Here is a 21,811-nt window from a genome sequence, read left to right as displayed (position 1 = left end):
CGGCGGATTGAGGATGACCCTGCCCCACGGAGGCGTGGCCGGTTGCGGCCGTCGAGTTTGACCGTTGCTGAAGTTCGATGGAGGGTGAGGTAACGGGGGGTTGCTGGCCAGACACGCGCATGGTGAGGTCCTCTGGATATGGGGATGCAGCACGACATCGCTGCTATCAATGGCGTTTTTCCAGAGGGTGTGTGGCCTGGCGCGCTATTCCGGTTCCTGTTCAACCGGTGGTATTTGACGGTTGTGTTTCAGGGTGATGACGATTTTCTGTTGACGATAGGGCGCGTGAACGGAGCGCGATGCGGCGTAAATGCCGCGTGGGTGCGTTCACGGGAGGCGTTCCATGACACCAGCGGAAGATGACAAGCGGGTTATTCAGAACGTTTTCAGAGTGCTGGGCATGCCTGAACGAGTCTTGACGGAGGTGACCTAGGTTTGATCGACGCTTAGGTAAGGAGTGACTAACCACGTCCTGCTCATAGGGCACTGCATCGCATCAGCCCCAACGCGAAACAGTTGAAGGCAACGTCTTCAGATGGTATGCAAAATGCCCCGATACCTATCACCCCCAGCTAACTGGCAGTTCCCTAAAAAAGTTGCATCAGCGAAGACGTAAGGTTGATTCAGCGGGCGCTAGCGAAACGTGTGGAAGCATTCACCACCCAAGATCAGTCGCGAGCTTGGCTGCCGCAACTACGCAACTCCGCACCGGCAGCTACCGGCCAGAAGCAGACGCTAAAAAATGTTTTAAGTGCGTAGTCATACAGATAGCAGATGGAAGGAATTAGCGGCGGAGCATTAATATGGGCAAAGCGTCCAGTCTAGAATTGGGAGTATGTGCCGGACAGGTTGCTAACGGGCCTGAACCCAGCTATCAATATTCGATCTCAGATTTAGAACGGAAATGTCCTTTGACCCAGACACCGCAATCTCCTTCCTTCAGTGACCGGATAGGTGGTGGTGGCGCTGCGACCAGCGCCGGCATTCGTTTTGAACAACAGTTGGGAGCGCTATTTTCGTCCTGGATTCTGTCGGGCGAAAGACTGCATAGCACCTTCCGTCTTGGAGCAGCATCGGCTGAATGGATACGGTTCGAAACCGAAGCGCCGGTCGATGACCTTTTGATCAAGACCAGCGACGGCGGGTATGTGGCTGTCCAAGCTAAGACAAGTGCAAGCCTTAGTGAAGACTTGGCCTCTCCGTTCGGCAAGACAGTCTCTCAGTTCGTTCGCCATTGGTTTGTCGCTCAGCAAGGCGATGCCTCACTGGGGTGGAACAGGCCTCTTGAGCCTAGTCGCGACCGATTGGTGCTGGCGGTAGGGCCTCAAGCTTCCAACCAGATCAAACTTGATTTACCTACCGCGTTGCGCCTCGTTGCACAGCCCGGAGGAGGCGCGTTGACTAAAGCGCAACAGCACGCGTATCAGGTGTTCTCAAGCTTAGTCGAGCAAAGTTGGGCGAGCATTACCAGAGACAAATATGAGACAGGTCTTCCGCAACAGTTAGCAGAGTTGATCACTGTGTTCACCTTCGACGGCGATACAGGTCATGTATTGGCAAGCAGGTCTCTTTTTAAAGCTTTGGGTCAAGATGTAGATGTCGAAGCCATCTTCACCACTCTTACCGATCTCAGCGGCCAGTTAATGACGGAGCGGGGCGGGGGAGACGTGCCTGCTTGGCGAAAGCTCCTTGCTGGCCGAGGGATTGCGCTCAGCGCGCCCCCAGAATATCTCAGAGATATCGAGGCTCTCCAGAGACATTCCAAGGCGATCGCGAGTGCCCTGACCAGCTATGAAAAAATCGATATGGGCAGTGGCAATTCTTTGTCTGTACGTCGTGAATGCCAAGTCGAAGTTGAGGCCGCAGTGCTCAACGGACCGCTCCTCATCATCGGTGAGCCAGGAGCTGGTAAAAGCGGAGTTCTAAACGCGCTTGCAAAGAAACTGTTCGATGACGGGGTGGATGTTCTCCAGCTCGCCGTGGATCGCTATTCGATTGAAAGCCTTGAAGGCCTGTCTCTTGAACTCGGCCTAGCGCATCCACTTCTTGATGTTATCGAGGCTTGGGAGGGGGCAGGCCCTGCCTATCTCATTATTGATGCGTTGGACGCTACAAGGGGGGGGCGCGGTGAGAGCGTGTTTAGGGCGCTTATCGAGCGGGTTCTCGAACGGAAGGATCGCTGGACTGTTGTTGCGTCGATTCGAAATTTCGACTTGCGCATGGGCCAGCAACTTCGCACTCTGTTTAAAGGAACACCCCCACAGGCGTCGCTTGCGGATCCATCCTTTCCCAATGTTGCACACATTCAAGTGCCGCCTTGGTCAGAATCGGAGTTTGAGCAACTCCTCCGCCAGTCCCCAACACTGGCCACATGTCTGGACAAATCTCCGGCGCGTTTGCGTGAATTGGCCATGGTGCCATTCAACACCCGGTTGCTAGGCGAGCTGATCACAGCTAACGCCGTCAAAAACCTAGATACCATCTCATCCCAAGCTGATTTGTTGGAACTCTACTGGGACCACCGCGTTGAAGGCTACGGTTCGCCAGCAAAAATTAGCCTTAAGCACATGGTTAAACTGATGGTGGAGGCGCGTGCGCTTCGCGCACCACTGACTGAAGTGGCAGCTGAAAACCCAGCTATGATCGACACTCTCTGCCAACAGGGAGTGATATTAGTTGTAGATAACAAGCGATGGGTGCAGTTCCGCCATCACCTCCTGTTTGACTATGCGGCGGCGCAGCTTTACTTAGATCCGGACGCTATTAGCAGGGGAATTTATCGTTTTAAAAAGTCAGATGCACTGGGATTGATGTTGTCGCCCGCTTTGGGATTTGTATTGCGTGAGATTTGGGAGTTACATGAGGACCGCAAGCTTTTTTGGGCGTCATTGGGCACACTCATCAATGACGAGCAGGGAGACCCGATCATCCGTAGCACAGCCGGCCGATTAGGCGCCGAGTTTCCAGTTGCGGCAGAGGACTGCCTACAACTTGGACAGTTGGCTATAGCGGGGGACAAGATAGCGCAGGGTACGCTCTCGCATGTCTCCGGCGCATTGGCTATACAATTAGAAGATGAGAGAACTCCATCTTTGGAGCCTTGGGTGCACCTTGCGGATTGCTTGGCCATTTCCCCAGGGGAGGTTGCGAACACTTTTCGCTTCCTGCTTCACAACCTTGTTGCACGAGCGACGGATGAGTTCAAACCAATGATTGGCCGAGCTGCCCGCTCGCTACTGAGGTTCGCGTTAAATCAGCCTGAACCTGGTTTCATGGTAAGGACGGCTATCGATTTCGTCATCTCTACCTACGGCAGCGACGTCGTAGCTTCCAAGGAGCTGCTGACTCAGATATTTACCCGCGACCGACTAGATCAGTTCGGTCACGACGAGGTCCCAGCCGTCTGCTATAAGATTGCGACTATAGGAGAGATCGATCCAGAGTTCGTTAGCACAGTTGTCTATCCAGTGGTCTTTGCCTATCAGGTCACAGACGATCAGCTGACTAGGGTTACTCATAGCCAAATCCTTAACCTGACCTCCAACGCTCGTCAAGACTACGGAATGGCGCGCTGGTCGCTGGGGGAGTATTTGCCGAAGTTCTTAGAACTTCATCCTGAAGCAGCGATCAGGGCTTTAATCAATGCGGTTGAAGGATATGTAGCAAGCGAACACGCAATCGCGGATAACGCCTTAGACGTACAGCTTAAGGTCTATGGCAGAACTGTCCATTTGCGAGAGGACCGTAGCTACATCTGGGCGCACGATCCTGATGATCCTCATGAGCGTGACGCAAGCCTCTTAGTCGGGAAGTTGCGAGAGTATCTGAAAAGCGCGCCCGAGGCGAAAGCTCTTACAGTAGTAGAAGTTCTGCGCACAGAGGCTTCTCTAGCGATCTTTTGGTCTCGGATGTTTCTCTGTGCTGTTGAGCGTTCTGATCGCTTGGTAGACCTGCTTTGGCCTATCGCGGCGGCAGAGCCCTTCTTGGTTCTCCCCGACACTCGCAAAGATGCCATTGACCTAGTAGCGAAGGGCATTAGTCGACAGCCCATAGAAGAGCGTCGAAGGTTGGAAGAGCGTGTGCTTCAATTTGACTTTTCGAACTTCAAATATTCCGAAGCTCGCCAAACCTTCCTAAAGCGAATCTTTGGCGCGATCAGACAAGAAAACTTGGTTACCGAGGCAGCTCGTCGCACCCTGGATGCCTCTCCTCAAGATGCGGCGGAGGCGAACGAAAGGCTATTCTCCGTTCAGACCAGTTGGGTAGATCCGGAAGACTTTTTTTGGTTCAGAGATCTAGACAGAAACCTGCCTGGAAATGCTTCGGCTATTGAGGCGATAAAAAGCGCCAAAAAATTACTCGAGCCGCGGGCAAAGGCTGTTCGTATGACGGATGCCTCGTTGGAAGAGTTGCTCGCAGCTCTTACTTCCATATTAGTCCGATTGGGTGGCGATGTGCACATCGGTCTGAAGCGTTACGCTGAGGGGATTATCGGTCAAGGTTGTGAGGCGATCGTATCGCGAAAGCTGTTGGCATCCACGCCAATACCGCCGACTGCTGAGCAAGATTTCTCATTTACAACACTCTTGGAGATTGTCGCAGGGTCCGAAAACCCAGAAATGGACGAGGACATCGAGGCTCAATTTGAGAAGTCTGCTGCCTGGGGGAGCCCCGCAGCGAGGGTTGAAGCTGCGCAGGCCTACTGGGACCTCTTCCCTCAAAGACCAGACCTTTACCCAAAAATGGCCGCACAAGCGGAACAGCTACTTTCCGATCCTCATCCGGCAGTGCGGCTAAGTGGAGCGATCCGTTTGATCAGGATTTGGGAGGTAGATCGTGAGCGCTTCTGGCATCTTTTGAAAGAAAGACTTACGAACGAATCCAACCTAGCGATTATCGAGCACCTTCTAGGCGGCGTGGTCTCGCGCTTAATACATTCGGATCAAGAACAAACTTTAAATCTTTTGCGGATGCTGTCACAGCGTGAGACGCGTGGGTCTGAACGAGAAAAACGCCTACAAGAAGCTGTCGCAGATAAACTTGCGATCCTCTGGATTACCCATGAGTCGACGGAAGCCAAGAGGATTATTGACCAGTGGATAGGGGAGCCCTGGAGGCACGTAGCATCCGCGAACAAAATCTTGGCGGTCTTGGGCAACGCCATGGTTACCGGAGTCGGCGATATACCTGACAAATACCTTGGTCTTCGCCATCGCTCGCGTGCTCTCGTGCTGGATATCGTGGATGCGGCGAATAAACGCCTTGCAAGATATGCAACTGCGCTAGATTTGGACGCAGCAGAGAAGGAAGAGCTCGTGGACTGCGCGCGTCTGATCGACACAGCAGGTATGCAAATGTTTTTTGCAACTGGTGCCGGCAGTGATCGTTCGGAGGATAATCCTTCAAATCCCCGCCGAGGTCTCGATGTCCTCCTACAAGAAAACGCCGATCTCTTAAGGCGGATTGGCGAGTATGCGCAGCCGCACACCACCTATTACCTGCTTCAAGTGGTCGAACGGTTGGTCAATGTCGATGCTGGTGCTGCCTTTGATTTAGCAGTCAGTATTCTGCAATCTAGTACCCGATCGGGATATCAAAACGATACGTTGGGCGTGGACTTACTGGTCAAGCTCGTGGGTGTTTTTCTTGCTGATCACAAGGGGATATTTGAGGACCCTGCTAGGCGCAGAGCACTCATCGACTGCTTAGAAATCTTCATGGACGCTGGATGGCCGGCAGCGAGACGCTTACTTTATCGTTTGCCGGAATTTATTCAGTGAATCGTCTCGCGGAAAAGAATCGGTTTAGGGTGAGACTCAATGATCTCCTCAATGAAGTAGCGCGGGCGCTTGAGAGGCCAGACCGGGATCCTTATTCAGAGCCAGATCCGGAACGCCGACCCCACGAGCATGACACGCGTCTTCTTTTCGTGAATGAACTGCTCATCCTTCTTGATTGGAGGCTCGGTGCACGGGGCAATGTCCGTGAGGAAGCTCGTCTAAAAGCCAATACCACGAAGTTTATAGATTATGTTGGAGTGGTCGAAGCAACTCAAAGACCCCTTTTGTTAGTAGAGGCTAAAGCTTGGGATAAACCTGCAGTTTTGCCTCGGGGGGACGGTTCGCACGCTAGCGAGGCTGCACTCGTAGTGGCTGCGATTCAACATATTCAAGACGGAAAACCCGCGGACACGTCGCCGATAATCGGAGAGTGGGACGCCTATCTGCGCCAAGTTCGCGGATACCTTGAAACTCTTAAGACCAGATACCAACATGCGTTGCCAAGAGCCGTCATTATCAGTGGCGAGTGGATAGTGGTGTTTCGCGCACCGGATGAAACGTTTCTAGGCTCCGCGTTGCCGGACGATATTGTGATTTTTCATCGTCCGCAGATCATAGAGCGGGCAGACGAGCTATTCGATCTTCTCCATCGTTCTGTGCTTACCGAAGAGCCTCCCGTGCCCTTACGCCCGGCGCAATTGACACAGTATTTGGAGTTGAGTGACGTAGCTGGAGCGTTTATGGGGGTGCATGTCCACTATGAGCGAAGCGGAAGTACGCTATTTACTCCTAGACCACGCATCTTGGTCTATCCAGCAGTATTCATTGTCCGCAAGGATGATGTTGTTTACACGGTGATCCGGGGTGCAACCCTTTGTGAACTGGACTATAAACGGGATTTGGATGGAGCTGAAACCCTGGCTCTGCATCTGGATGAAGTTCGCCGGCACGCCGAGGCGCTGGTCGAATCATGCGAGATTGAACTGGGTGGTGCGCTTGTCGTAGCTGAACTTGCACAGTTTCCTGGTTTTCCTAGCAATGAAATTCCACAGAAGGCAGTGAAGTCGATCGGAGCGGTGGGGGACGAGTGGCTCGTCGCCACAGGAGGTACAGCGCATTTTCTCTTGCTAGAACCTCGTGTTCGCGATTGTCGGTACCACAGCTGGAACGAGTGCGGTACTGAAGCTGCGTTGCAATCCGCAATCAGCATTCGTTCTGTTAACCCACCTTCATTCTTTGTCGACAATCAGCTTCACCACTGTGCACATCAAGTTGTGCATGATCGACGTGAAAACCGCTGTCTGATCAAGGGTATCGATAGCCGCACCTGCTGCCAAGCTTGTGTGTTTTATGAGAGGTGCTGGACGGAAGAAGAGAAGGCTGCTCTGCCCTGTGGTAGGTAAAGAACTCCCCGAGTTCGACAAAAAATTGTGTGCCCGCTTTAGATCGATAGTTAGCGCTCATATAGGATCGCGGAGCGGCTGGGGCTCCATACATCGGCCTAGCGTTTATGCGACACTATGTCCGCTGTCGTCGGTCGGGCAAGCGTATGTGAACTACGTCAGTCCCTCCACACCGCATGCCGCAATTGTCTAATTCACGCATCTACAGCTTCGATTCCTCAAAATCCACTACAGCAGTATGCGTCCTGCTGAGTCATCTAGCTGCACTCCGCGAATGGTAAGTATGGAACGAAGTAGTCACGCTCCTTGGCAGCCTTGCGTCCGGTAGTAATCGTCATCTGATAGCAAATAAGCGGGCAGAATATGCTCTTGCAAAGTCCGGTAAACCAACATCTCTCATTCTTCAAAAATCCCATTTGCCAATGCGAGCCCTAGCGTCTCACGTCTAGCCTCAATCTCCCGATCAATCCCCCTCATACCACTCACCAACCGCACAGCTTTCAACTCCGGCAACGGCTGATCAAGCAAAGCCAGCAAATCCAACTCCGGCGTTTTATAAATCGACAACTTGCCCACCGGCACTTCGCCCAACCCGTCAATCCGCCCAAGTGACTTGAGATTAGCCAAACGCAGCGCCCGCAACCTGCTACCCGGCCCCAAAACCAGCTCACCTAAGTGCGGCTGATCCTCAATCTCCAACACCTCAAGCCTGGGAAAGCGTCCAAGCTCCAGCGCTTGTAACCCGCGCACCCGGAGCAGGCTCAAGTGCGTAACGCTGTCACTGAACAACTCCGGCATCGCCTCACGGCTGCCAAAACCGATTGAAAGAGTCTCTAAACTAGATAACTCCGAGATCACCTCAAATGTGGTAGTGGCCGGCTGTCGGTACAGGCTGAGTTTGGTCAGTCCGGTAAGTGCCTCCAACGGCTTCAGCCCTTGGGTTTTCGCACTCAGGTGCAGGGCTCGCAGGTGGGGCAGGCGGCTGACCGGAGCGAGGTCCAGCTTTGGCCCCTCCTCTTGGAAAGGCGCAGCATGGTTAGGTTTTGCAGGTTGCTCAAGGCCAATATCGGGTTCAGGTCAAGCTTGTTCACCCCAAGCGCCAGGCCGCCCAGGTGCGCAAGGCTTGCCAGCGGCTCAAGCCGTTCGGCGTGATATAGGCAGTCGAGGGTCAAGACCTGCACATGAGGAAGGGCTTCGAGTGTGCGACCGTCGAAGGGCTGGTCGGCCGCGTAGTGCCCGTAGAAGCGTACGTCGAGGCGGTGGCCGTATTGTGCGCACAAGGAATCCAGCGCAGCCAATATCGGTGCCGGGTATTGCTCGGGCGCCAAGAACTGCACCACGACGTGTTCATCACCATTGCCGAGCAGTTCGGCCACGGTGGTTTGCAGGTCGTGCAACGAAGGTGAATGGATACGTTGGGGCAACATGGCACAGCCTTGTAAGCAGAGAGTGAGGGTCGATGTTAGGAGTGGCGGGATTCACAACGTCGGTTTCGCCCACTGGAGCGGCTCGAATCTACAGCGCGCACCCACTAATTCGCAACCACGTCTCCAGCCGCTCCTAGAAAGCACGTAGGCATCCCCCACTAGATTCACTCCCCCCAGTGCTCTACATTGCACCATCACCAAACACCCGCCGAGCCTCCAAAAATGCCTGCCTCCCGCCCAACCCTCCACCCCCAAGTCCTTCGCGCTGGCGACGCCGTGGCGCTGGTGTCCCCAGCCGGCCCGGTCGCCGAAGCCCGGGTGGAAGCAGCCGTGCGGGAACTAACCTCCTGGGGCTTACGCCCCCGCGTTTACCCCCACGCACTGGACAACATCGGCTTCCTCGCAGGCACCGACGCCGATCGCATTTCCGACCTAAACGACGCCCTGGCCGACCCTGAAATCCGCGCTGTCCTTTGTAATAGGGGCGGCTACGGCGTTCAGCGCATCCTCGGCCAACTCGACTACGACGCCGTGCTCCGCGACCCGAAACTGGTCGTCGGCTTCTCTGACATCACCGCCTTGCACGCCGCACTTTGGACCCACACAGGTCTCTCCACGGTTCACGGCCCGGTGGCAGCGCAGCTGGAGAAGGGCGGCATCTTCGCCAGCACGCTCAAGCAGGCATTGATGAGTACCGAGCCATCCGTCATTCATGCCGACCCATCAGAACCCACCTTCACCGTGCGTACGTCGGGGGCGGTGGAGGGCGTCTTGCTTGGTGGCAATCTGAGCATGCTGAGCACCTGCATCGGCACGCCGTTCATGCCGGATCTCGAGGGCGCGATCTTGCTGCTCGAAGACGTCGGCGAGCTGGCGTATCGGGTGGACCGCAATATCACTCACCTGCTCAATTGCGGGATTCTGCAACGACTCGGCGGTATCGCGTTGGGTCAGTTCAGCGAGCCGGGTCATGGCAATAACCCGATCCGGCCGCCCGATGTCTTGATCGAGCGTCTGGGCAATCTGGGCATTCCGGTGCTTGGCGGTCTGTCCATCGGCCATGGCGACCGCAATCTTGCGGTGGCGTTGGGCAGTCATGCGGTGCTGGATACCGAGGCGGGCACGCTGACGGTGGCCCCGGCCACGCGCTAGTACGACGATCACCGTTCTGTAAGCGACCTCGCTCTAGCTATTTGCCATCATTCTGACGTCAAGACCTTGTTTTGCCCCGTGGGCATTGCGAATCTTCACGGATATTGATTGGCCTCGCGCGGATGGCCTTGCCATGCGCGCCCTCAAGCTGTGGAGCGGAAACTGATGATGTCGGCTGTGAAGACGCGTTTCGCCAATCTGGGGATGGCCAAGAAGCTGGGCATCGGGTTCGTGCTGGTGCTGCTGTTGACGGCGCTGGTCGCGGCCATCGGTGTCTGGTCGCTGCGTTCCATCAGCGCGCATTTCGACAGCCTGAAGGCGATGACCGCGCTCAACAGCGACGTGAATCGCGTGCGGCTGCTGGAGCAGGATTACGCCTTGCACGGCGACCCGAAGGTGGTCGATCAGGTTCACGCCGGGCTCGATGGTTTGAATGCCCAGGCGGAGCAGCTCAAGGCCGGCGCGCCGATCAACGAGCAGGTGATGGGCCAGGTGCAGCAGGCGCTGGCGGCCTATCGCGCGTCGTTTGACGAGTTCGTTAGCATCAGTCAGAGCAAGGATCTGGCGCTGGAAATGGCCAGTTGGTCGGTGTCTAGCGTCGCCAATAATCTCGATGTGTTGCAGGCGGGGCTGGCCGATGATGGCGCCTACACGCTGAAGGATTCCCAGGGCCAGCAGGGCGCGGAGTTCATCGAGCAGGCCGGTCAGGTCAGCCAGGTGTCCAAACTGATGATGCAGGCCATGGACGAGGCCCGGGTGCGCCTCGACAAGAGCCGCAAGACGGGCTCGGGCGAGGAGGTCAAGACCGGCAAGATCGAGCAGGCGGTTCAGGCGCAGGAACTGGCCGAGCAGCTCAAGGGCGTGATCAAGGACGCCGGTTACCTCACGGTGCTGACCGAGGTCGGCGGGCACATCAGCAATTTCAGCGACAAGCTCAACGAATACACCGGGCTGCTGGAGTCGGAAGCGAAGGTCTCGCAACAACTGGCGAGCAACGCCAAAATCGTCGTTCAGCAGGTCAATCAGGCCTATGACGCCGAAGGCCAGTCTATGCAGAGTGAGTTGCAGGCCAACTCGATGATGATCATCGGTTCTTCCGTGCTGGCGCTGGTGGTCGGGCTGATCGCGGCGTTGGTGATCACGCGCCTGATCGTCGCGCCGCTGCGCAGCGTGATTGCCACGGCTCAGCGGATTGCGGCCGGCGACCTGAGCCGCACCGTAAATGTCACCCGTAAGGACGAAATCGGCCAGTTGATGCAAGCGATGCAGCAGATGGGCGCGGGCTTGAGCACTATCGTCAGCGGGTTGCAGGCGGGCATTGAACAGTTGGCGACGTCCGCCCATTCCCTTTCGGCCGTGACCGAGCAGACCAATCTGGAAGTCAGCAGCCAGAAGGAAGAAACCGAGCAGGTGGCGACGGCGATGAACCAGATGACCGCCACCGTCCACGACGTTGCACGCAACGCCGAAGAAGCCGCGCTCGCGGTGCAGACTGCCGACGACAAGGTCGATTCGGGCCAGGCCGTGGTGCGCCAGAGCATGCAGCGGATCGAACAGTTGGCCTCGTCGGCCAGCTCCGCCAGCGATTCCATCGAGAACCTCAGCGCGGAAATCCAGAACATCGGCACCGTGCTCGGCGTGATCAAAAGCGTCGCCGAGCAGACCAATCTGCTGGCACTGAACGCCGCCATCGAAGCGGCGCGGGCGGGGGAGCAGGGCAGAGGCTTCGCGGTGGTGGCCGATGAGGTCCGCGCGCTGGCCAAGCGCACGCAACAGTCCACGGAAGAAATCGAGCGGCTGGTCAGCCGTCTGCAAAGCGGTGCCCAGGCGTCGGTGGTGCAAATCCGCAGCAGCGGCGAGCTGGTCAAACTAGCGGTGAGTGATGCGCTGCAGACCGAGAGCGCGCTGGGCAGCATTGCCGCGGCCGTGTCGATGATTCAGCAGATGAACCAACAGATTGCCGCTGCGGCGGAAGAGCAGAGTTCGGTGGCGGAAGAGATCAACCGCAGCGTCACCAGCATTCGCGCCAGTGCCGATCAATCCGCGCTGGCGATGCAGGGCAACGCGGCGTCAAGCATCGAACTGGCCTCGCTGGGGTTGGAACTGAAAGGCATGGTCGGGCATTTCAAATTATGAGTCGGGCTTGCAAGCCATGCTCCGCTGCTCAGCCGGAGCATGATCCCGCGCTTTTGCAGTTCAGTCGTCGCTGAGGTCCACCCCCGAACCCGGTGTCCAACGTGCCACCTGTAGATGATCCCCATCGTCCAGACAGCCGCGCTGTGGCGCAGTAAACACAATTTCTGCGGGAGCGAGCTTGCTCGCGAAGACGGCATTTCAGCCACTGAAGACTCAGCGGATATCCCGGCCTCTTCGCGAGCAAGCTCGCTCCCACAATCCGTAGGTCGCCAGATACATCGGCGGAGTTGGTATGTTTGACGAGCGCGCGCTTGCCCGCGAATGCAATCTGCCTGCTGCCATTGATGTCGACTGACTCACCGCGAATCGCGGGCAAGCGCGCTCCTGCATAAGAGTGGCATGCCGCTAGCGCTCATTTGCGATAGTTGAGAATCACCAGCGTCAACACCCCCGCGACGATCCCCCAGAACGCCGAACCGATGGAAAACAGCGTCAGGCCTGACGCTGTGACCATGAAGGTGATCAGCGCGGCTTCGCGTTCCTTTGGCTCGTTCATGGCCACGGTCAGGCCGTTGATGATGGAACCGAACAGCGCCAGCGCGGCAATCGACAGCACCAGTTCCCTGGGAAACGCCGCGAACAGTGCCGCCAGCGTCGCGCCGAACACCCCCGCGATGGCGTAGAAAATCCCGCACCAGATTGCCGCCGTGTAGCGTTTGTCGCGGTCTTCGTGGGCGTGGGGGCCGGTGCAGATGGCGGCGCTGATGGCCGCGAGGTTGATGCCGTGGGCACCAAAGGGCGCGGTGATCAGCGAGATGATCCCGGTGGCGGTAATCAGGGGCGAGGCGGGCACCTGATAACCGTCTGCGCGCAGCACCGCAACGCCCGGCATGTTCTGCGAGGTCATGGCAACGACGAACAGCGGAATGCCGATGCTGACGGTCGCAGCGATGGAGAACGACGGCGTGGTCCACACCGGCATCGCCACTTCCAGGGCGAAGCCGCTGAAGTTCAGCAGGCCGAGCATGCCCGACAGCGCGACGCCGACCAGCAAGGTGACCAGCACGGCGTAGCGCGGCGAATAGCGTTTGACGATCAGGTAGGTGAAAAACATGCCCAGCACCAGGCCGGTGCGGTGTTGCGCGGCGACGAAGATTTCGCTGCCGATCTTGAACAGAATCCCCGCCAGTAGGGCCGCTGCCAGTGATGTCGGCAGGCGCTTGACCAGCCGTTCAAAGCTGCCGGTCACGCCGCAAATGATCACCAGTACCGCGCTGGTGATGAATGCGCCGATGGCTTCCGGATAGGCAACGCCGCCCAGGCTAGTGATCAGCAGCGCCGCGCCCGGCGTCGACCATGCCACGGTGATGGGCGAGCGATAGCGCAACGACAGGCCGATGCTGCACACCGCCATGCCCATGAACAGCGCCCAGATCCACGAGGAAATCTGCGCCGAGGTCAGCCCGGCGGCCTGACCGGCCTGAAACATCAGCACCAGCGAACTGGTGACGCCGGTCATCATGGCGATGAAGCCGGCGACGATGGCGGAGGGCGAGGAGTCGGTCAGCGGTCGCAATGGCGCGAGGGGCACGTCAGTCATGCGGGTCTATCCTTGGCGCAGCGGTTGAACAGAGCTGCCAGCCTATACGCAGTGGTCATGCCCCGTTGCAATACAGCCATCGGCGCAATGGTCGGCACAGTTTCGGCCGCGGTCTGCAAACGGCGGGTCAGCCGCGGGTCATCGTGTTGCCCAACGCCTGATTCACCGCCATCCAGCCATCCACCGCGTCTTGCCCGGCTTCGGCGAACACCCGTTGCAGCAGCTTGACCTGCTCGCGGCGCAACGACTCTTCAAATTTGCGTCCCTCGGCGGTCAGCTCCAGCAGGCGCTTACGTTTGTCGTCCTCGGGCGCAACGCTCAGCACCAGCTCCATCTCAATCAACTGCCGCAGCGGCGTGTTCAGCGCCTGCTTGCTCACCCCGAGCTTGCCGAGCAATTCCTTCACGCTCAGGCCAGGGTAGCGAGCGATGAAAAACACGATGCGCTGGTGCACCCGACTCAGCCCACGTCGGTCGAGCATTTCATCGGCCTTGGCTGTGAACGCCTGGTAGCCGAAGAAAAACGCTTCCATGGCAATTTGCTGGGTGGATGAATTTTTAAGGTCAAGCATATTGACGTATCCGTGTGCGGCATCGTAATTTCGGTCAACCAGTTTGACGTATTCCCCTTTCTTTCCGCCAGCGGTGATCCCATGCCATTTTCCGAACGCGTTACCCGTTTGAAGAGTTCACTGATTCGCGAAATCCTCGCCGCCGCCCAGCGCCCGGAGATGATGTCCTTCGCGGGCGGCTTGCCGGCCGAGGCCATGTTGCCCAAGAGTGAATGGGCTGACATGCCGAGCAGTATCGGCCAGTACGGCATGAGCGAAGGCGAGCCGCAGTTGCGTGAGGCGTTGGCCGCTCAGGCGCGGGCGCTGGGCATCGATTGCGACGCGAGTCAGGTGATGATCGTCAGCGGTTCCCAGCAAACGCTGGACCTGGCCGCCAAGCTCTACATCGACAAGGGCACCGAGATCCTGCTCGAGGCGCCGACCTATCTGGCCGCACTGCAGATCTTCCAGCTGTTCGGCGCCGACTGCCTGACCGTGCCGCTGCTCGCCGAAGGCCCGGACCTTGCAGCGCTGCGCCAGCGACTGGAGCAGCACTCGCCCTCGTTCGCCTACCTGATTCCCACATTCCAGAACCCGTCGGCGGTGCGTTACAGCGAAGCTGCGCGGGATGCGGTGGCGGCGTTGCTCGACGAGTTTGGCGTCACCCTGATCGAAGACGAGCCCTACCGCGAGCTGACGTTTGATGGCGGCAGCGCCCGGCCCATCGTCAGCCGCCTGAAAAAAGCCAGCTGGATCTACACCGGCACCGTGTCGAAAACCCTGATGCCGGGCTTGCGCGTCGGCTACCTGATCGCCACGCCCGACCTGTTCCCGCATTTGCTCAAGCTCAAGCAATCGGCGGATCTGCACACCAATCGAGTCGGCCAATGGCAGGCGTTGCAGTGGATCGGCAGCGAGCATTACGAGAAGCATCTGCTGGAGTTGCGCAGCTTCTACCGCACCCGTCGCGATGCGTTCGAAGCCGCGCTGCAGCGGCATTTCGCTGATCTGGCGGAATGGAACAGTCCCCAGGGCGGCCTGTTTTTCTGGCTGACGCTCAAGCACAAAATCGACACCCGCACGTTGCTCGACAGCGCGCTGGCGCAGAATGTCGCGTTTATGCCGGGCGAGCCGTTCTTTGCCGATCCGGACGCGAATCCGGGTTACCTGCGGCTCAATTTCAGTCACATCGACCCCGAGCGCCTGGACGAAGGCTTGAAACGACTGGCCGCCGTCATTCGGCACACACAGCTTTCACAGGCGGCCTGATACATTACGCACACGCACGACCGGCACGACTGACGGCACACGATTGAGGGGAGAGGGCTGATGTACAAGGTTTACGGCGATTACAACTCGGGCAACTGCTACAAGATCAAGCTGATGCTCAACCTGCTCGGCGCGGAATACGAGTGGGTGCCGGTGGATATCCTCAAGGGCGAGACCGAAACCGAAGCGTTTCTGGCGAAGAACCCGAACGGCAAGATTCCGGTCCTTGAGCTCGAAGACGGCACCTGCCTGTGGGAGTCCAACGCGATTCTCAACTTCCTCGCCGAAGGCACGCCTTACCTGCTGACCGAGCCCCGCCTGCGCACGCAAATGCTGCAATGGCAGTTCTTCGAGCAGTACAGCCATGAGCCGACCCTGGCGGTGGCGCGCTTCATTCAGTTTTATCTGGGGATGCCAGAGGAGCGGATGGAGGAATACCACTCGTTGCACCGGCGCGGTAACAAGGCGCTGAAAGTCATGGAGCAACAGCTGCTGCGCACGCCGTTTCTGGTGGGCGACAACTTCTCCATCGCCGACATCGCGCTGTACGCCTACACCCACGTCGCCGATCAGGGCGGCTTCGACCTGACGCAGTTCCCGGCGATTCAAGCCTGGCTCGCGCGGGTCAAACAGCAGCCGGGTTACGTCGGCATGCTGGACTGACTTCAGCGCAGTTCAGTTATAAGGAGATGAGACATGCAGTACAGGATGATCGCGGTCGGAATGTTGATGGCGCTGGGCATCGGCTGCTCGGCCCAGGCTCAGGACTGCGACGCCAATCAGGCGTCGATGAACCAGTGTGCGAGCCAGGAATACAATGCGCTGGACGCCGAATTGAACACCCAATACAACGCGCAGATGGGCTACCTGAAGACCCCGGCGCGCAAGAAAGCGCTGCAGGATGCGCAGAAGAAGTGGATCGCGTTTCGCGACGCCGATTGCCAGTATCAGGCCGGCAAGCGGGAGGAGGGCGGGAGCATGTGGCCGCTGGTGCAGGCGCAATGCCTGTCAGCGCAGACCAAAGTGCGGGTTGAGCAATTGAAGGCGTATACGGCGTGTCGCCAGGAAGGCTGCCCGAAGTAACTGCTCAATTTTTAGGCTGGCTTTGTGGCTTTGACACCACGTTGACACGCCGATGAAGCAAAACCTGTGGGAGCGAGCTTGCTCGCGAATATGGCGGTACATTCACTAAATCTTCAGCGATTGAAACGCCGCCTTCGTGAGCAAGCTCACTCCCACAGGTTTTGCGGGATGGCTGAGAGGGTGAGTTGACCCCGGATCCCACAGGTTTTGCGGAATGGCTGAGGGGGTAAGTTGACCCCGGATCCCACAGGTTTTGGGAAATGGTTGAGAGGGTGAGTTGACCCCCGATCCCGTGGGAGCGAGCTTGCTCGCGAATTGGCCAGTCAACGCACTGAATTTCCATCGGCAGGCACGCCGCCTTCGCGAGCAAGCTCACTCCCACAGGTTTTGCGGGATGGCTGAGAGGGTGAGCCGACCCCCGATCCCACAGGTTTTGCGGAATGGCTGAGAGGATGAGTTGACCCCCGATCCCGTGGGAGTGGACTGCATCAAACCGCCGAGAATCGCTTCTCCAGGTAATCAACGATCACTTTCGATTCATACATCCACACCGTCTGGCCTTCTTCCTCGATCCGCAGGCAAGGCACCTTGATCCGGCCGCCGCCGCTGAGCAGCGCCTGACGATCGGGCTCGTTGTTCTTCGCATCACGAAGGGCCACAGGCACGTTCAAACGGCGCAGCGCCCGGCGGGTTTTCACGCAGAACGGGCAGGCGTGGAACTGATACAGCGTCAGCGCTTTCGCCGACGCATCGACGGCAGCCTGGGCTTCGGGAGAACGTTTCTTTTTGCTCGGCCGGGTCAGGAAATCGCCCGCGATTACGAGCTGGCCGAGACCGACTCTCACTGCTTTCATCAACACGCTAAAACCTCACTCGGCGGCACGAACCGCCAGACAGCCGCAGCCTGATGCTGCGGCCTTCAGGACGCCGGGATCACTTGATCAGGCTGAGAAACTCGGTGCGGGTCGCAGCGTTTTCGCGGAATTCACCCAGCATCACCGAAGTGATCATCGACGAATTCTGCTTCTCGACGCCGCGCATCATCATGCACATGTGCTTGGCTTCGATGACCACTGCCACACCCAGCGCGCCGGTGACCTGCTGGATGGCTTCGGCGATCTGGCGGCTGAGGTTTTCCTGGATCTGCAGGCGACGAGCGTACATGTCGACGATGCGCGCGACCTTCGACAGGCCCAGCACTTTGCCGCTCGGGATATAGGCGACGTGGGCCTTGCCGATGAAGGGCAGCAAATGGTGTTCGCAGAGCGAATACAACTCGATGTCCTTGACCACCACCATTTCGCTGTTGTCGGAGCTGAACAGCGCACCGTTGGTGACTTCTTCGAGGGTTTGCTCATAGCCGCGGCAAAGGTACTGCATGGCTTTGGCTGCGCGTTTCGGGGTGTCGCGCAAGCCTTCGCGGGAGACGTCTTCGCCGAGTTGACCGAGGATGGCGGTGTAGTTCTGTTCCAGAGTCACAGGGGTGTGTTCCGTGTGGGTTCAAAAAACGCAGGGTTGCGGGCCTGCAAAGGCGCACATAGTAGCGTAGCTGGACGCGCAGGGGTACGGCAGGCGGCCGAGACGCCTGCGGCATGGCGCCGCCGTGACTGTGTCAGCCGACCTTTACCCAACCTTTACCGAGGGGATATGTCGGAATGTGTCGGCTTGATGTCTGAAGTAACGGGTGACAGATGCCCGGATGAAGAGAGTGCTTATGATGTTTAGCCGAATCGCGAAAATCGCACTGGTGATTGCCCTGGCGTCGTCGGTTTCGGGGTGTTTTTTCGGACCGGGTTGGGGCCGCCACGGCGGTGGCTGGCATGAACACCGCTATTACGACGGTGGCCCATACGATGGCGGACGGGGCGGTTACGGCCCTGGACCTGGACCTGGTTACTACCGCCGCTGATTTTTACTGATCATTTGACGCATGAAGCACAGGCCGCGAAGGGAAGACCCATCCCTCGCGGCCTTTTTGTTGGGTGCAAGTTTCGTATCAGGCTCGATACCTGATCGGTACCAAACCACGACGCGGATTCGCAGGCTTGTGCTGTCAGAAGCAACAGGTGATGAATATCTGTGATCAAGCCCGCTTTAAGAGAGAAATCGAAATGTTGAGTCGTATAGCGAAAGTCGCGATGGTCATCGCGGTGATGTCGGCCATGTCCGGATGCTGGCCATTCTGGGGCCCGGGCGGGGGAGGCCACGGCGGTCACGGAGGCGGTGGTGGCGGCGGTCACTATGAAGGCGGTGGCCCGGGTGGCGGCGGTGGCGGTGGCGGCGGTCCTGGCCCGCGTTGATCGGATAAGCGCTTAATGAGCGGTGGGAGCGACCGGGGGTGTCGCTCCCACAAGGACTGGTCGGCAGACGCCTGTCTTACTCGTCACGTCCTTCCATCATGGTCCGCTTGAGGATCACGTACACCGCGCCTGCGCCGCCATGCTTGGCAATACAGGAAGCAAATCCCAATACCTGCTGATGCTGACGCAACCACGTATTGACGTGGCTCTTGATCATCGGCCGCTTGCCGTCCAGCCGCACCGCCTTGCCGTGGGTAATGCGCACGCAGCGCACTTCCAGCTTGGCCGCCTCGGCGAGAAATTCCCACATCGTCTCGCGCGCCATTTCGACGCTCATGCCATGCAGGTCCAGGCTGCCTTCAAAGCTGATCTGCCCCAGCTTGAGCTTGCGCATCTGGCCTTCCTGCACCCCGTCACGGGCCCAGTACAGCGTGTCTTCAGGGCCGACATCGATCACGAACTGGTCTGACAGACCATCAACGGTAATCGTCGCATCGGAGCGCACGGTGGCCGCCTGACGCAGCTTGGCCAGGTTCTTACGGTCGGTTTTGGGTTTTCCTACGTCCGCATGTTCAGTCTTGATGGGCTTTACGCCGCGAATCTCACTTCTGAACAGGGAAAAATCGTCGTCTTGCATGGTGGTCTCCGCGAAGGGGGCCAGTTTAACCGCGTCACGCCAGAATCGGCGCGACTATCGATGATCAGGGCTTTCGATGATTAAACGGCAGCGGATGACGCGAAGGTCAGTCGTGCTTCTTCATCAGGTGGGGAGACATGTTCAGTTCGCCGGCACGACGGCGGCGACGGCGACTGCGGCGCCAGAACCAGATGCCGACATACAGCATCAACAAACCGACGATGACTGTGACCGCAGCGCCCGCCGGACTGGCATTAAGTTCGCCCAGTGCGACGGGGTTGCCGATCAGGCTGGCAACACCGGCCATTGCCAGCAGCACGCCAGCGGTGGCCAGAACGGCCGACATCGCTGCAATAATGCGCATCCGCCAGCTGCCCTGGCCCTTGGGGCGCAGGCGACGGGCATCAAAACCATCGGATATTTTCATTCCGATTTCCTCTATGGGTATCGGCGCTCTGACCCGCACAGCGTGGGGGTGGTTCCCGCCTGGCCAGGTTTCAGGGGCATTACGAATCGATTACGGATAGGCGGTCAGGTGAACAGGGTTAACCCCGCCTGACGACTGCATTTGTACGCCTTTTCTTCAGGAACTGCCGGAAAATGATCCGCGCGAGGGGCATGCGCAGTCAGCTCGTTGCAACAGCTCCTGTCGAGGGAGGATTCAGATCAGGTCTTTGGTCAGCGCCAGTTTGGCGAAGTTGTCGTTCATGATTGCCATCTCCGCCTGCTGCACCAGCTCGGCCTTGATGACGCCGCTCGGGGTCGGCAGATCGCGGGTGGCGCAGGCGTCTTCCACCAGCGTGCAGCGAAACCCGTAATCCTTGGCCGCGCGCACGGTGGTGCTGACGCTGGAGTGGCTCATGAAACCGCACACCACCAGATCCAGCCGGCCACGGCTCTCCAGCAGGCTGTGCAGCGTGGTGCGGTCGTCGGTGGAGACGGTCCCGTTCAGCGCGTTCGGCAGGCGTTTTTCGATGATGATTTCGTCACCCTGCGGCTGCAGTTCAGGCACAAATTGCCCGCGCTCGCCCTGGGGATCGAACATTCCGCCCACGGTGCCCAGATGACGCACGTGAATGATCGGCGACTTCGCTGCACGCGCGGCAGCGACCAGTTTGACGATGTTGTCGATGGCGTCCTGAACGCCGGTCAGGGCGAGAGGGCCGCTGAGGTATTCCTTCTGCGCATCGATGATGATCAGGGTGGCATTACTCAATGTGGCCGCTGCGTATTCACGGCCACTGAGTTGAAACATGGTCTTGGGACCAGTGTTTGAAACAGACATCGGGGGGCTCCTTCGAGTGGGGCTTTTGCCACATTGTCCACTGGCAGAGCGATTCTGTGAATCGCCATGCTCACAGACCTCGCTTTTTTGCCGGGCTTCAAGCCGTCGAGCAGGTCGCGGTTGCTGTCATAGTGCCTGCAAAACGAGGCAAAGACTGCGGAAAGTTTTGAGGGTGGCCGCCGGGCCCGGTGCGGGATCGTTTGTTGCGTGGATGGCTGATAGAATCGCCCGTCGTTTTTTCAAGGAGTCTGCCGTGATCACTTCCCGCCTGCGCACCCTGCGCGATCATATCCGTTGGGCCGTCAGCCGTTTCCACGGGGAAGACCTGTTCTTCGGTCATGGCACCGACAACGCGTGGGACGAGGCCCGCCAGTTGGTGCTCGGCGCCCTGCACCTGCCGTGGGAAATTGCCGACAGTTACCTGGACTGCAACCTTGAAGACGAAGAGCTGGTCGCGGTGCAACACCTGATCAAGCGACGCATCGAAGAGCGTGTGCCCACGGCGTATCTGCTGGGTGAAGCGTGGTTCTGCGGGATGTCATTCATCGTTGACGAGCGCGTGCTGATTCCGCGCTCGCCCATCGGTGAACTGATCGAGCAGCGGTTTGCACCCTGGCTGGCCAGCGATCCGGCCCGCATCCTCGACCTCTGCACCGGCTCCGGCTGCATTGGCATCGCCTGCGCCGACGTGTTCCCCGACGCTGAGGTGGTGTTGGCCGACTTGTCGTTCGAGGCGTTGGAAGTGGCGAATCAGAACATCGAGCGCCATGGCGTGGACCAGCGCGTGTACACCGTGCAGGGCGATGGTTTCGACGGCCTGCCGGGCCAGCGTTTTGACCTGATCGTGTCCAACCCGCCGTACGTCGATGCCGAAGATTTCGCCGACATGCCTGACGAATACCAGCACGAACCCGAGCTGGCGCTGGCCTGCGGTGACGACGGCTTGAATCTGGTGCGGCGCATGCTGGCCCAGGCCGCAAACCATCTGAACGAGAAGGGCTTGTTGATCGTGGAAGTCGGCAACAGCCAGGTTCACGTCGAAGCGCTGTACCCGGAAGTGGACTTCGCCTGGCTGGAATTCGAGCGTGGCGGCCACGGCGTGTTCATGCTGACAGCCGAGCAGTGCCGCACTCATCAGGATCTGTTTGCAGCGCGGGTCTAGTCAGGCAATCGGCGGACCTGTTCCCGG

Annotated in this window: 18 protein-coding genes and 1 pseudogene; 10 read left to right on the top strand and 9 right to left on the bottom strand. The window is 58.4% G+C overall.

From position 1 onward, the window contains the following. The first annotated feature begins 803 nt into the window (after nt 1-803). Together AC07RO_RS15455 and AC07RO_RS15450 are read left to right on the top strand one after the other, a co-directional pair. Entirely contained in the window at nt 804-5,780 is a 4,977-nt protein-coding gene (locus AC07RO_RS15455) for an NACHT domain-containing protein (protein WP_495086441.1), read from the top strand. After that, nucleotides 5,729-7,183: a hypothetical protein gene (locus AC07RO_RS15450; protein ID WP_495086440.1), complete on the top strand. Its 1,455-nt coding sequence runs from the start codon at nt 5,729-5,731 to the stop codon at nt 7,181-7,183. The genes AC07RO_RS15455 and AC07RO_RS15450 overlap by 52 nt, the downstream gene beginning before the upstream one ends. A 396-nt stretch (nt 7,184-7,579) precedes the next feature. Here the strand turns inward: AC07RO_RS15450 and AC07RO_RS15445 are convergent, their stop codons facing one another. Continuing rightward, complete coding sequence (locus tag AC07RO_RS15445) at nt 7,580-8,107, bottom strand: hypothetical protein (protein WP_495086439.1); 528 nt, start codon at nt 8,105-8,107, stop codon at nt 7,580-7,582. A 26-nt stretch (nt 8,108-8,133) separates the two neighbouring features. After that, nucleotides 8,134-8,610 carry a hypothetical protein gene (locus tag AC07RO_RS15440; RefSeq protein WP_495086438.1) on the bottom strand — a complete coding sequence of 159 codons (477 nt, stop codon included), beginning with the start codon at nt 8,608-8,610 and terminating at the stop codon, nt 8,134-8,136. Nucleotides 8,611-8,832: 222 nt separating this feature from the next. Here AC07RO_RS15440 and AC07RO_RS15435 point away from each other — a divergent pair, with 222 nt between their 5' ends. The 3 genes and pseudogenes from AC07RO_RS15435 (at nt 8,833) to AC07RO_RS15425 (ending at nt 11,898) form a co-directional block, all read left to right on the top strand. Further along, complete coding sequence (locus AC07RO_RS15435) at nt 8,833-9,762, top strand: S66 peptidase family protein (RefSeq protein WP_495086437.1); 930 nt, start codon at nt 8,833-8,835, stop codon at nt 9,760-9,762. 165 nt (nt 9,763-9,927) lie between these two features. Beyond that, nucleotides 9,928-10,989: pseudogene (locus AC07RO_RS15430) on the top strand (HAMP domain-containing protein); the annotation flags it as partial. A 27-nt stretch (nt 10,990-11,016) separates the two neighbouring features. Further along, nucleotides 11,017-11,898, top strand: coding sequence for a methyl-accepting chemotaxis protein (locus AC07RO_RS15425; protein WP_495086485.1), 882 nt, complete (start codon nt 11,017-11,019; stop codon nt 11,896-11,898). A gap of 412 nt (nt 11,899-12,310) precedes the next feature. On the opposite strand, the gene AC07RO_RS15420 is transcribed toward AC07RO_RS15425, so the two are convergent. Next, nucleotides 12,311-13,498, bottom strand: a complete 1,188-nt coding sequence (locus AC07RO_RS15420) for a benzoate/H(+) symporter BenE family transporter (RefSeq protein WP_495086436.1) — start codon at nt 13,496-13,498, stop codon at nt 12,311-12,313. A gap of 127 nt (nt 13,499-13,625) precedes the next feature. Beyond that, nucleotides 13,626-14,069 (bottom strand): MarR family transcriptional regulator, encoded by a 444-nt coding sequence (locus AC07RO_RS15415; RefSeq protein ID WP_192175054.1) that lies wholly within the window; start codon nt 14,067-14,069, stop codon nt 13,626-13,628. An 81-nt stretch (nt 14,070-14,150) separates the two neighbouring features. Between AC07RO_RS15415 and AC07RO_RS15410 the strand changes: the two genes are divergently transcribed. From AC07RO_RS15410 to AC07RO_RS15400, 3 genes are read left to right on the top strand one after another with little or no spacing between them, the layout of a single operon-like run. Further along, complete coding sequence (locus AC07RO_RS15410; protein WP_495086435.1) at nt 14,151-15,317, top strand: aminotransferase-like domain-containing protein; 1,167 nt, start codon at nt 14,151-14,153, stop codon at nt 15,315-15,317. 60 nt (nt 15,318-15,377) lie between these two features. Next, complete coding sequence (locus tag AC07RO_RS15405) at nt 15,378-15,980, top strand: glutathione S-transferase family protein (protein WP_369306134.1); 603 nt, start codon at nt 15,378-15,380, stop codon at nt 15,978-15,980. Nucleotides 15,981-16,013: 33 nt separating this feature from the next. Continuing rightward, nucleotides 16,014-16,400 carry a lysozyme inhibitor LprI family protein gene (locus AC07RO_RS15400; RefSeq protein ID WP_495086434.1) on the top strand — a complete coding sequence of 129 codons (387 nt, stop codon included), beginning with the start codon at nt 16,014-16,016 and terminating at the stop codon, nt 16,398-16,400. A 488-nt stretch (nt 16,401-16,888) separates the two neighbouring features. Here AC07RO_RS15400 and AC07RO_RS15395 read toward each other — a convergent pair whose 3' ends face one another. Both AC07RO_RS15395 and folE read right to left on the bottom strand, forming a co-directional pair. Beyond that, on the bottom strand, nt 16,889-17,254 hold the full coding sequence (locus AC07RO_RS15395; protein WP_282373082.1) for a glutathione S-transferase N-terminal domain-containing protein: 366 nt from the start codon (nt 17,252-17,254) through the stop codon (nt 16,889-16,891). A gap of 79 nt (nt 17,255-17,333) precedes the next feature. Continuing rightward, nucleotides 17,334-17,879: a GTP cyclohydrolase I FolE gene (gene folE, locus AC07RO_RS15390; protein WP_065989346.1), complete on the bottom strand. Its 546-nt coding sequence runs from the start codon at nt 17,877-17,879 to the stop codon at nt 17,334-17,336. A 632-nt stretch (nt 17,880-18,511) separates the two neighbouring features. Here folE and AC07RO_RS15385 point away from each other — a divergent pair. After that, a complete protein-coding gene (locus AC07RO_RS15385) occupies nt 18,512-18,700 on the top strand; it encodes a hypothetical protein (RefSeq protein WP_205484118.1) in 189 nt (62 codons plus the stop codon). Between the two features lie 76 nt (nt 18,701-18,776). Here AC07RO_RS15385 and AC07RO_RS15380 read toward each other — a convergent pair whose 3' ends face one another. The 3 genes from AC07RO_RS15380 to AC07RO_RS15370 all read right to left on the bottom strand — a co-directional run bounded on the left by AC07RO_RS15380 (nt 18,777) and on the right by AC07RO_RS15370 (nt 20,622). Then, nucleotides 18,777-19,337, bottom strand: a complete 561-nt coding sequence (locus tag AC07RO_RS15380; protein WP_065989376.1) for a Smr/MutS family protein — start codon at nt 19,335-19,337, stop codon at nt 18,777-18,779. Between the two features lie 106 nt (nt 19,338-19,443). Then, on the bottom strand, nt 19,444-19,764 hold the full coding sequence (locus tag AC07RO_RS15375) for a hypothetical protein (protein WP_192175048.1): 321 nt from the start codon (nt 19,762-19,764) through the stop codon (nt 19,444-19,446). Between the two features lie 234 nt (nt 19,765-19,998). Further along, the gene (locus tag AC07RO_RS15370; protein WP_282373320.1) at nt 19,999-20,622 is read right to left on the bottom strand and encodes a cysteine hydrolase family protein; all 624 of its coding nucleotides are present in this window, start codon (nt 20,620-20,622) and stop codon (nt 19,999-20,001) included. 253 nt (nt 20,623-20,875) lie between these two features. Between AC07RO_RS15370 and prmB the strand changes: the two genes are divergently transcribed. Beyond that, nucleotides 20,876-21,784 carry a 50S ribosomal protein L3 N(5)-glutamine methyltransferase gene (prmB, locus tag AC07RO_RS15365; RefSeq protein WP_192175046.1) on the top strand — a complete coding sequence of 303 codons (909 nt, stop codon included), beginning with the start codon at nt 20,876-20,878 and terminating at the stop codon, nt 21,782-21,784. The last annotated feature ends 27 nt before the right edge of the window (nt 21,785-21,811 follow it).

The organism is Pseudomonas sp. GW821-FHT07F05, assembly GCF_059418765.1.
The sequence above is the reverse complement of the archived record's forward strand: the minus strand, read 5'-3'. Positions and strand labels throughout refer to the sequence as shown.

What these genes read in the sequence shown, in the direction of transcription:
- AC07RO_RS15455 (WP_495086441.1), top strand. Translation starts at nt 804, where the DNA reads ATGGGCAAAGCGTCCAGTCTAGAATTGGGAGTATGTGCCGGACAGGTT.
- AC07RO_RS15450 (WP_495086440.1), top strand. Translation starts at nt 5,729, where the DNA reads ATGGCCGGCAGCGAGACGCTTACTTTATCGTTTGCCGGAATTTATTCA.
- AC07RO_RS15440 (WP_495086438.1), bottom strand. Translation starts at nt 8,610, where the DNA reads ATGTTGCCCCAACGTATCCATTCACCTTCGTTGCACGACCTGCAAACC.
- AC07RO_RS15435 (WP_495086437.1), top strand. Translation starts at nt 8,833, where the DNA reads ATGCCTGCCTCCCGCCCAACCCTCCACCCCCAAGTCCTTCGCGCTGGC.
- AC07RO_RS15425 (WP_495086485.1), top strand. Translation starts at nt 11,017, where the DNA reads ATGCAAGCGATGCAGCAGATGGGCGCGGGCTTGAGCACTATCGTCAGC.
- AC07RO_RS15420 (WP_495086436.1), bottom strand. Translation starts at nt 13,498, where the DNA reads ATGACTGACGTGCCCCTCGCGCCATTGCGACCGCTGACCGACTCCTCG.
- AC07RO_RS15415 (WP_192175054.1), bottom strand. Translation starts at nt 14,069, where the DNA reads ATGCTTGACCTTAAAAATTCATCCACCCAGCAAATTGCCATGGAAGCG.
- AC07RO_RS15410 (WP_495086435.1), top strand. Translation starts at nt 14,151, where the DNA reads ATGCCATTTTCCGAACGCGTTACCCGTTTGAAGAGTTCACTGATTCGC.
- AC07RO_RS15405 (WP_369306134.1), top strand. Translation starts at nt 15,378, where the DNA reads ATGTACAAGGTTTACGGCGATTACAACTCGGGCAACTGCTACAAGATC.
- AC07RO_RS15400 (WP_495086434.1), top strand. Translation starts at nt 16,014, where the DNA reads ATGCAGTACAGGATGATCGCGGTCGGAATGTTGATGGCGCTGGGCATC.
- AC07RO_RS15395 (WP_282373082.1), bottom strand. Translation starts at nt 17,254, where the DNA reads ATGAAAGCAGTGAGAGTCGGTCTCGGCCAGCTCGTAATCGCGGGCGAT.
- AC07RO_RS15385 (WP_205484118.1), top strand. Translation starts at nt 18,512, where the DNA reads ATGTTGAGTCGTATAGCGAAAGTCGCGATGGTCATCGCGGTGATGTCG.
- AC07RO_RS15380 (WP_065989376.1), bottom strand. Translation starts at nt 19,337, where the DNA reads ATGCAAGACGACGATTTTTCCCTGTTCAGAAGTGAGATTCGCGGCGTA.
- AC07RO_RS15375 (WP_192175048.1), bottom strand. Translation starts at nt 19,764, where the DNA reads ATGAAAATATCCGATGGTTTTGATGCCCGTCGCCTGCGCCCCAAGGGC.
- AC07RO_RS15370 (WP_282373320.1), bottom strand. Translation starts at nt 20,622, where the DNA reads ATGTCTGTTTCAAACACTGGTCCCAAGACCATGTTTCAACTCAGTGGC.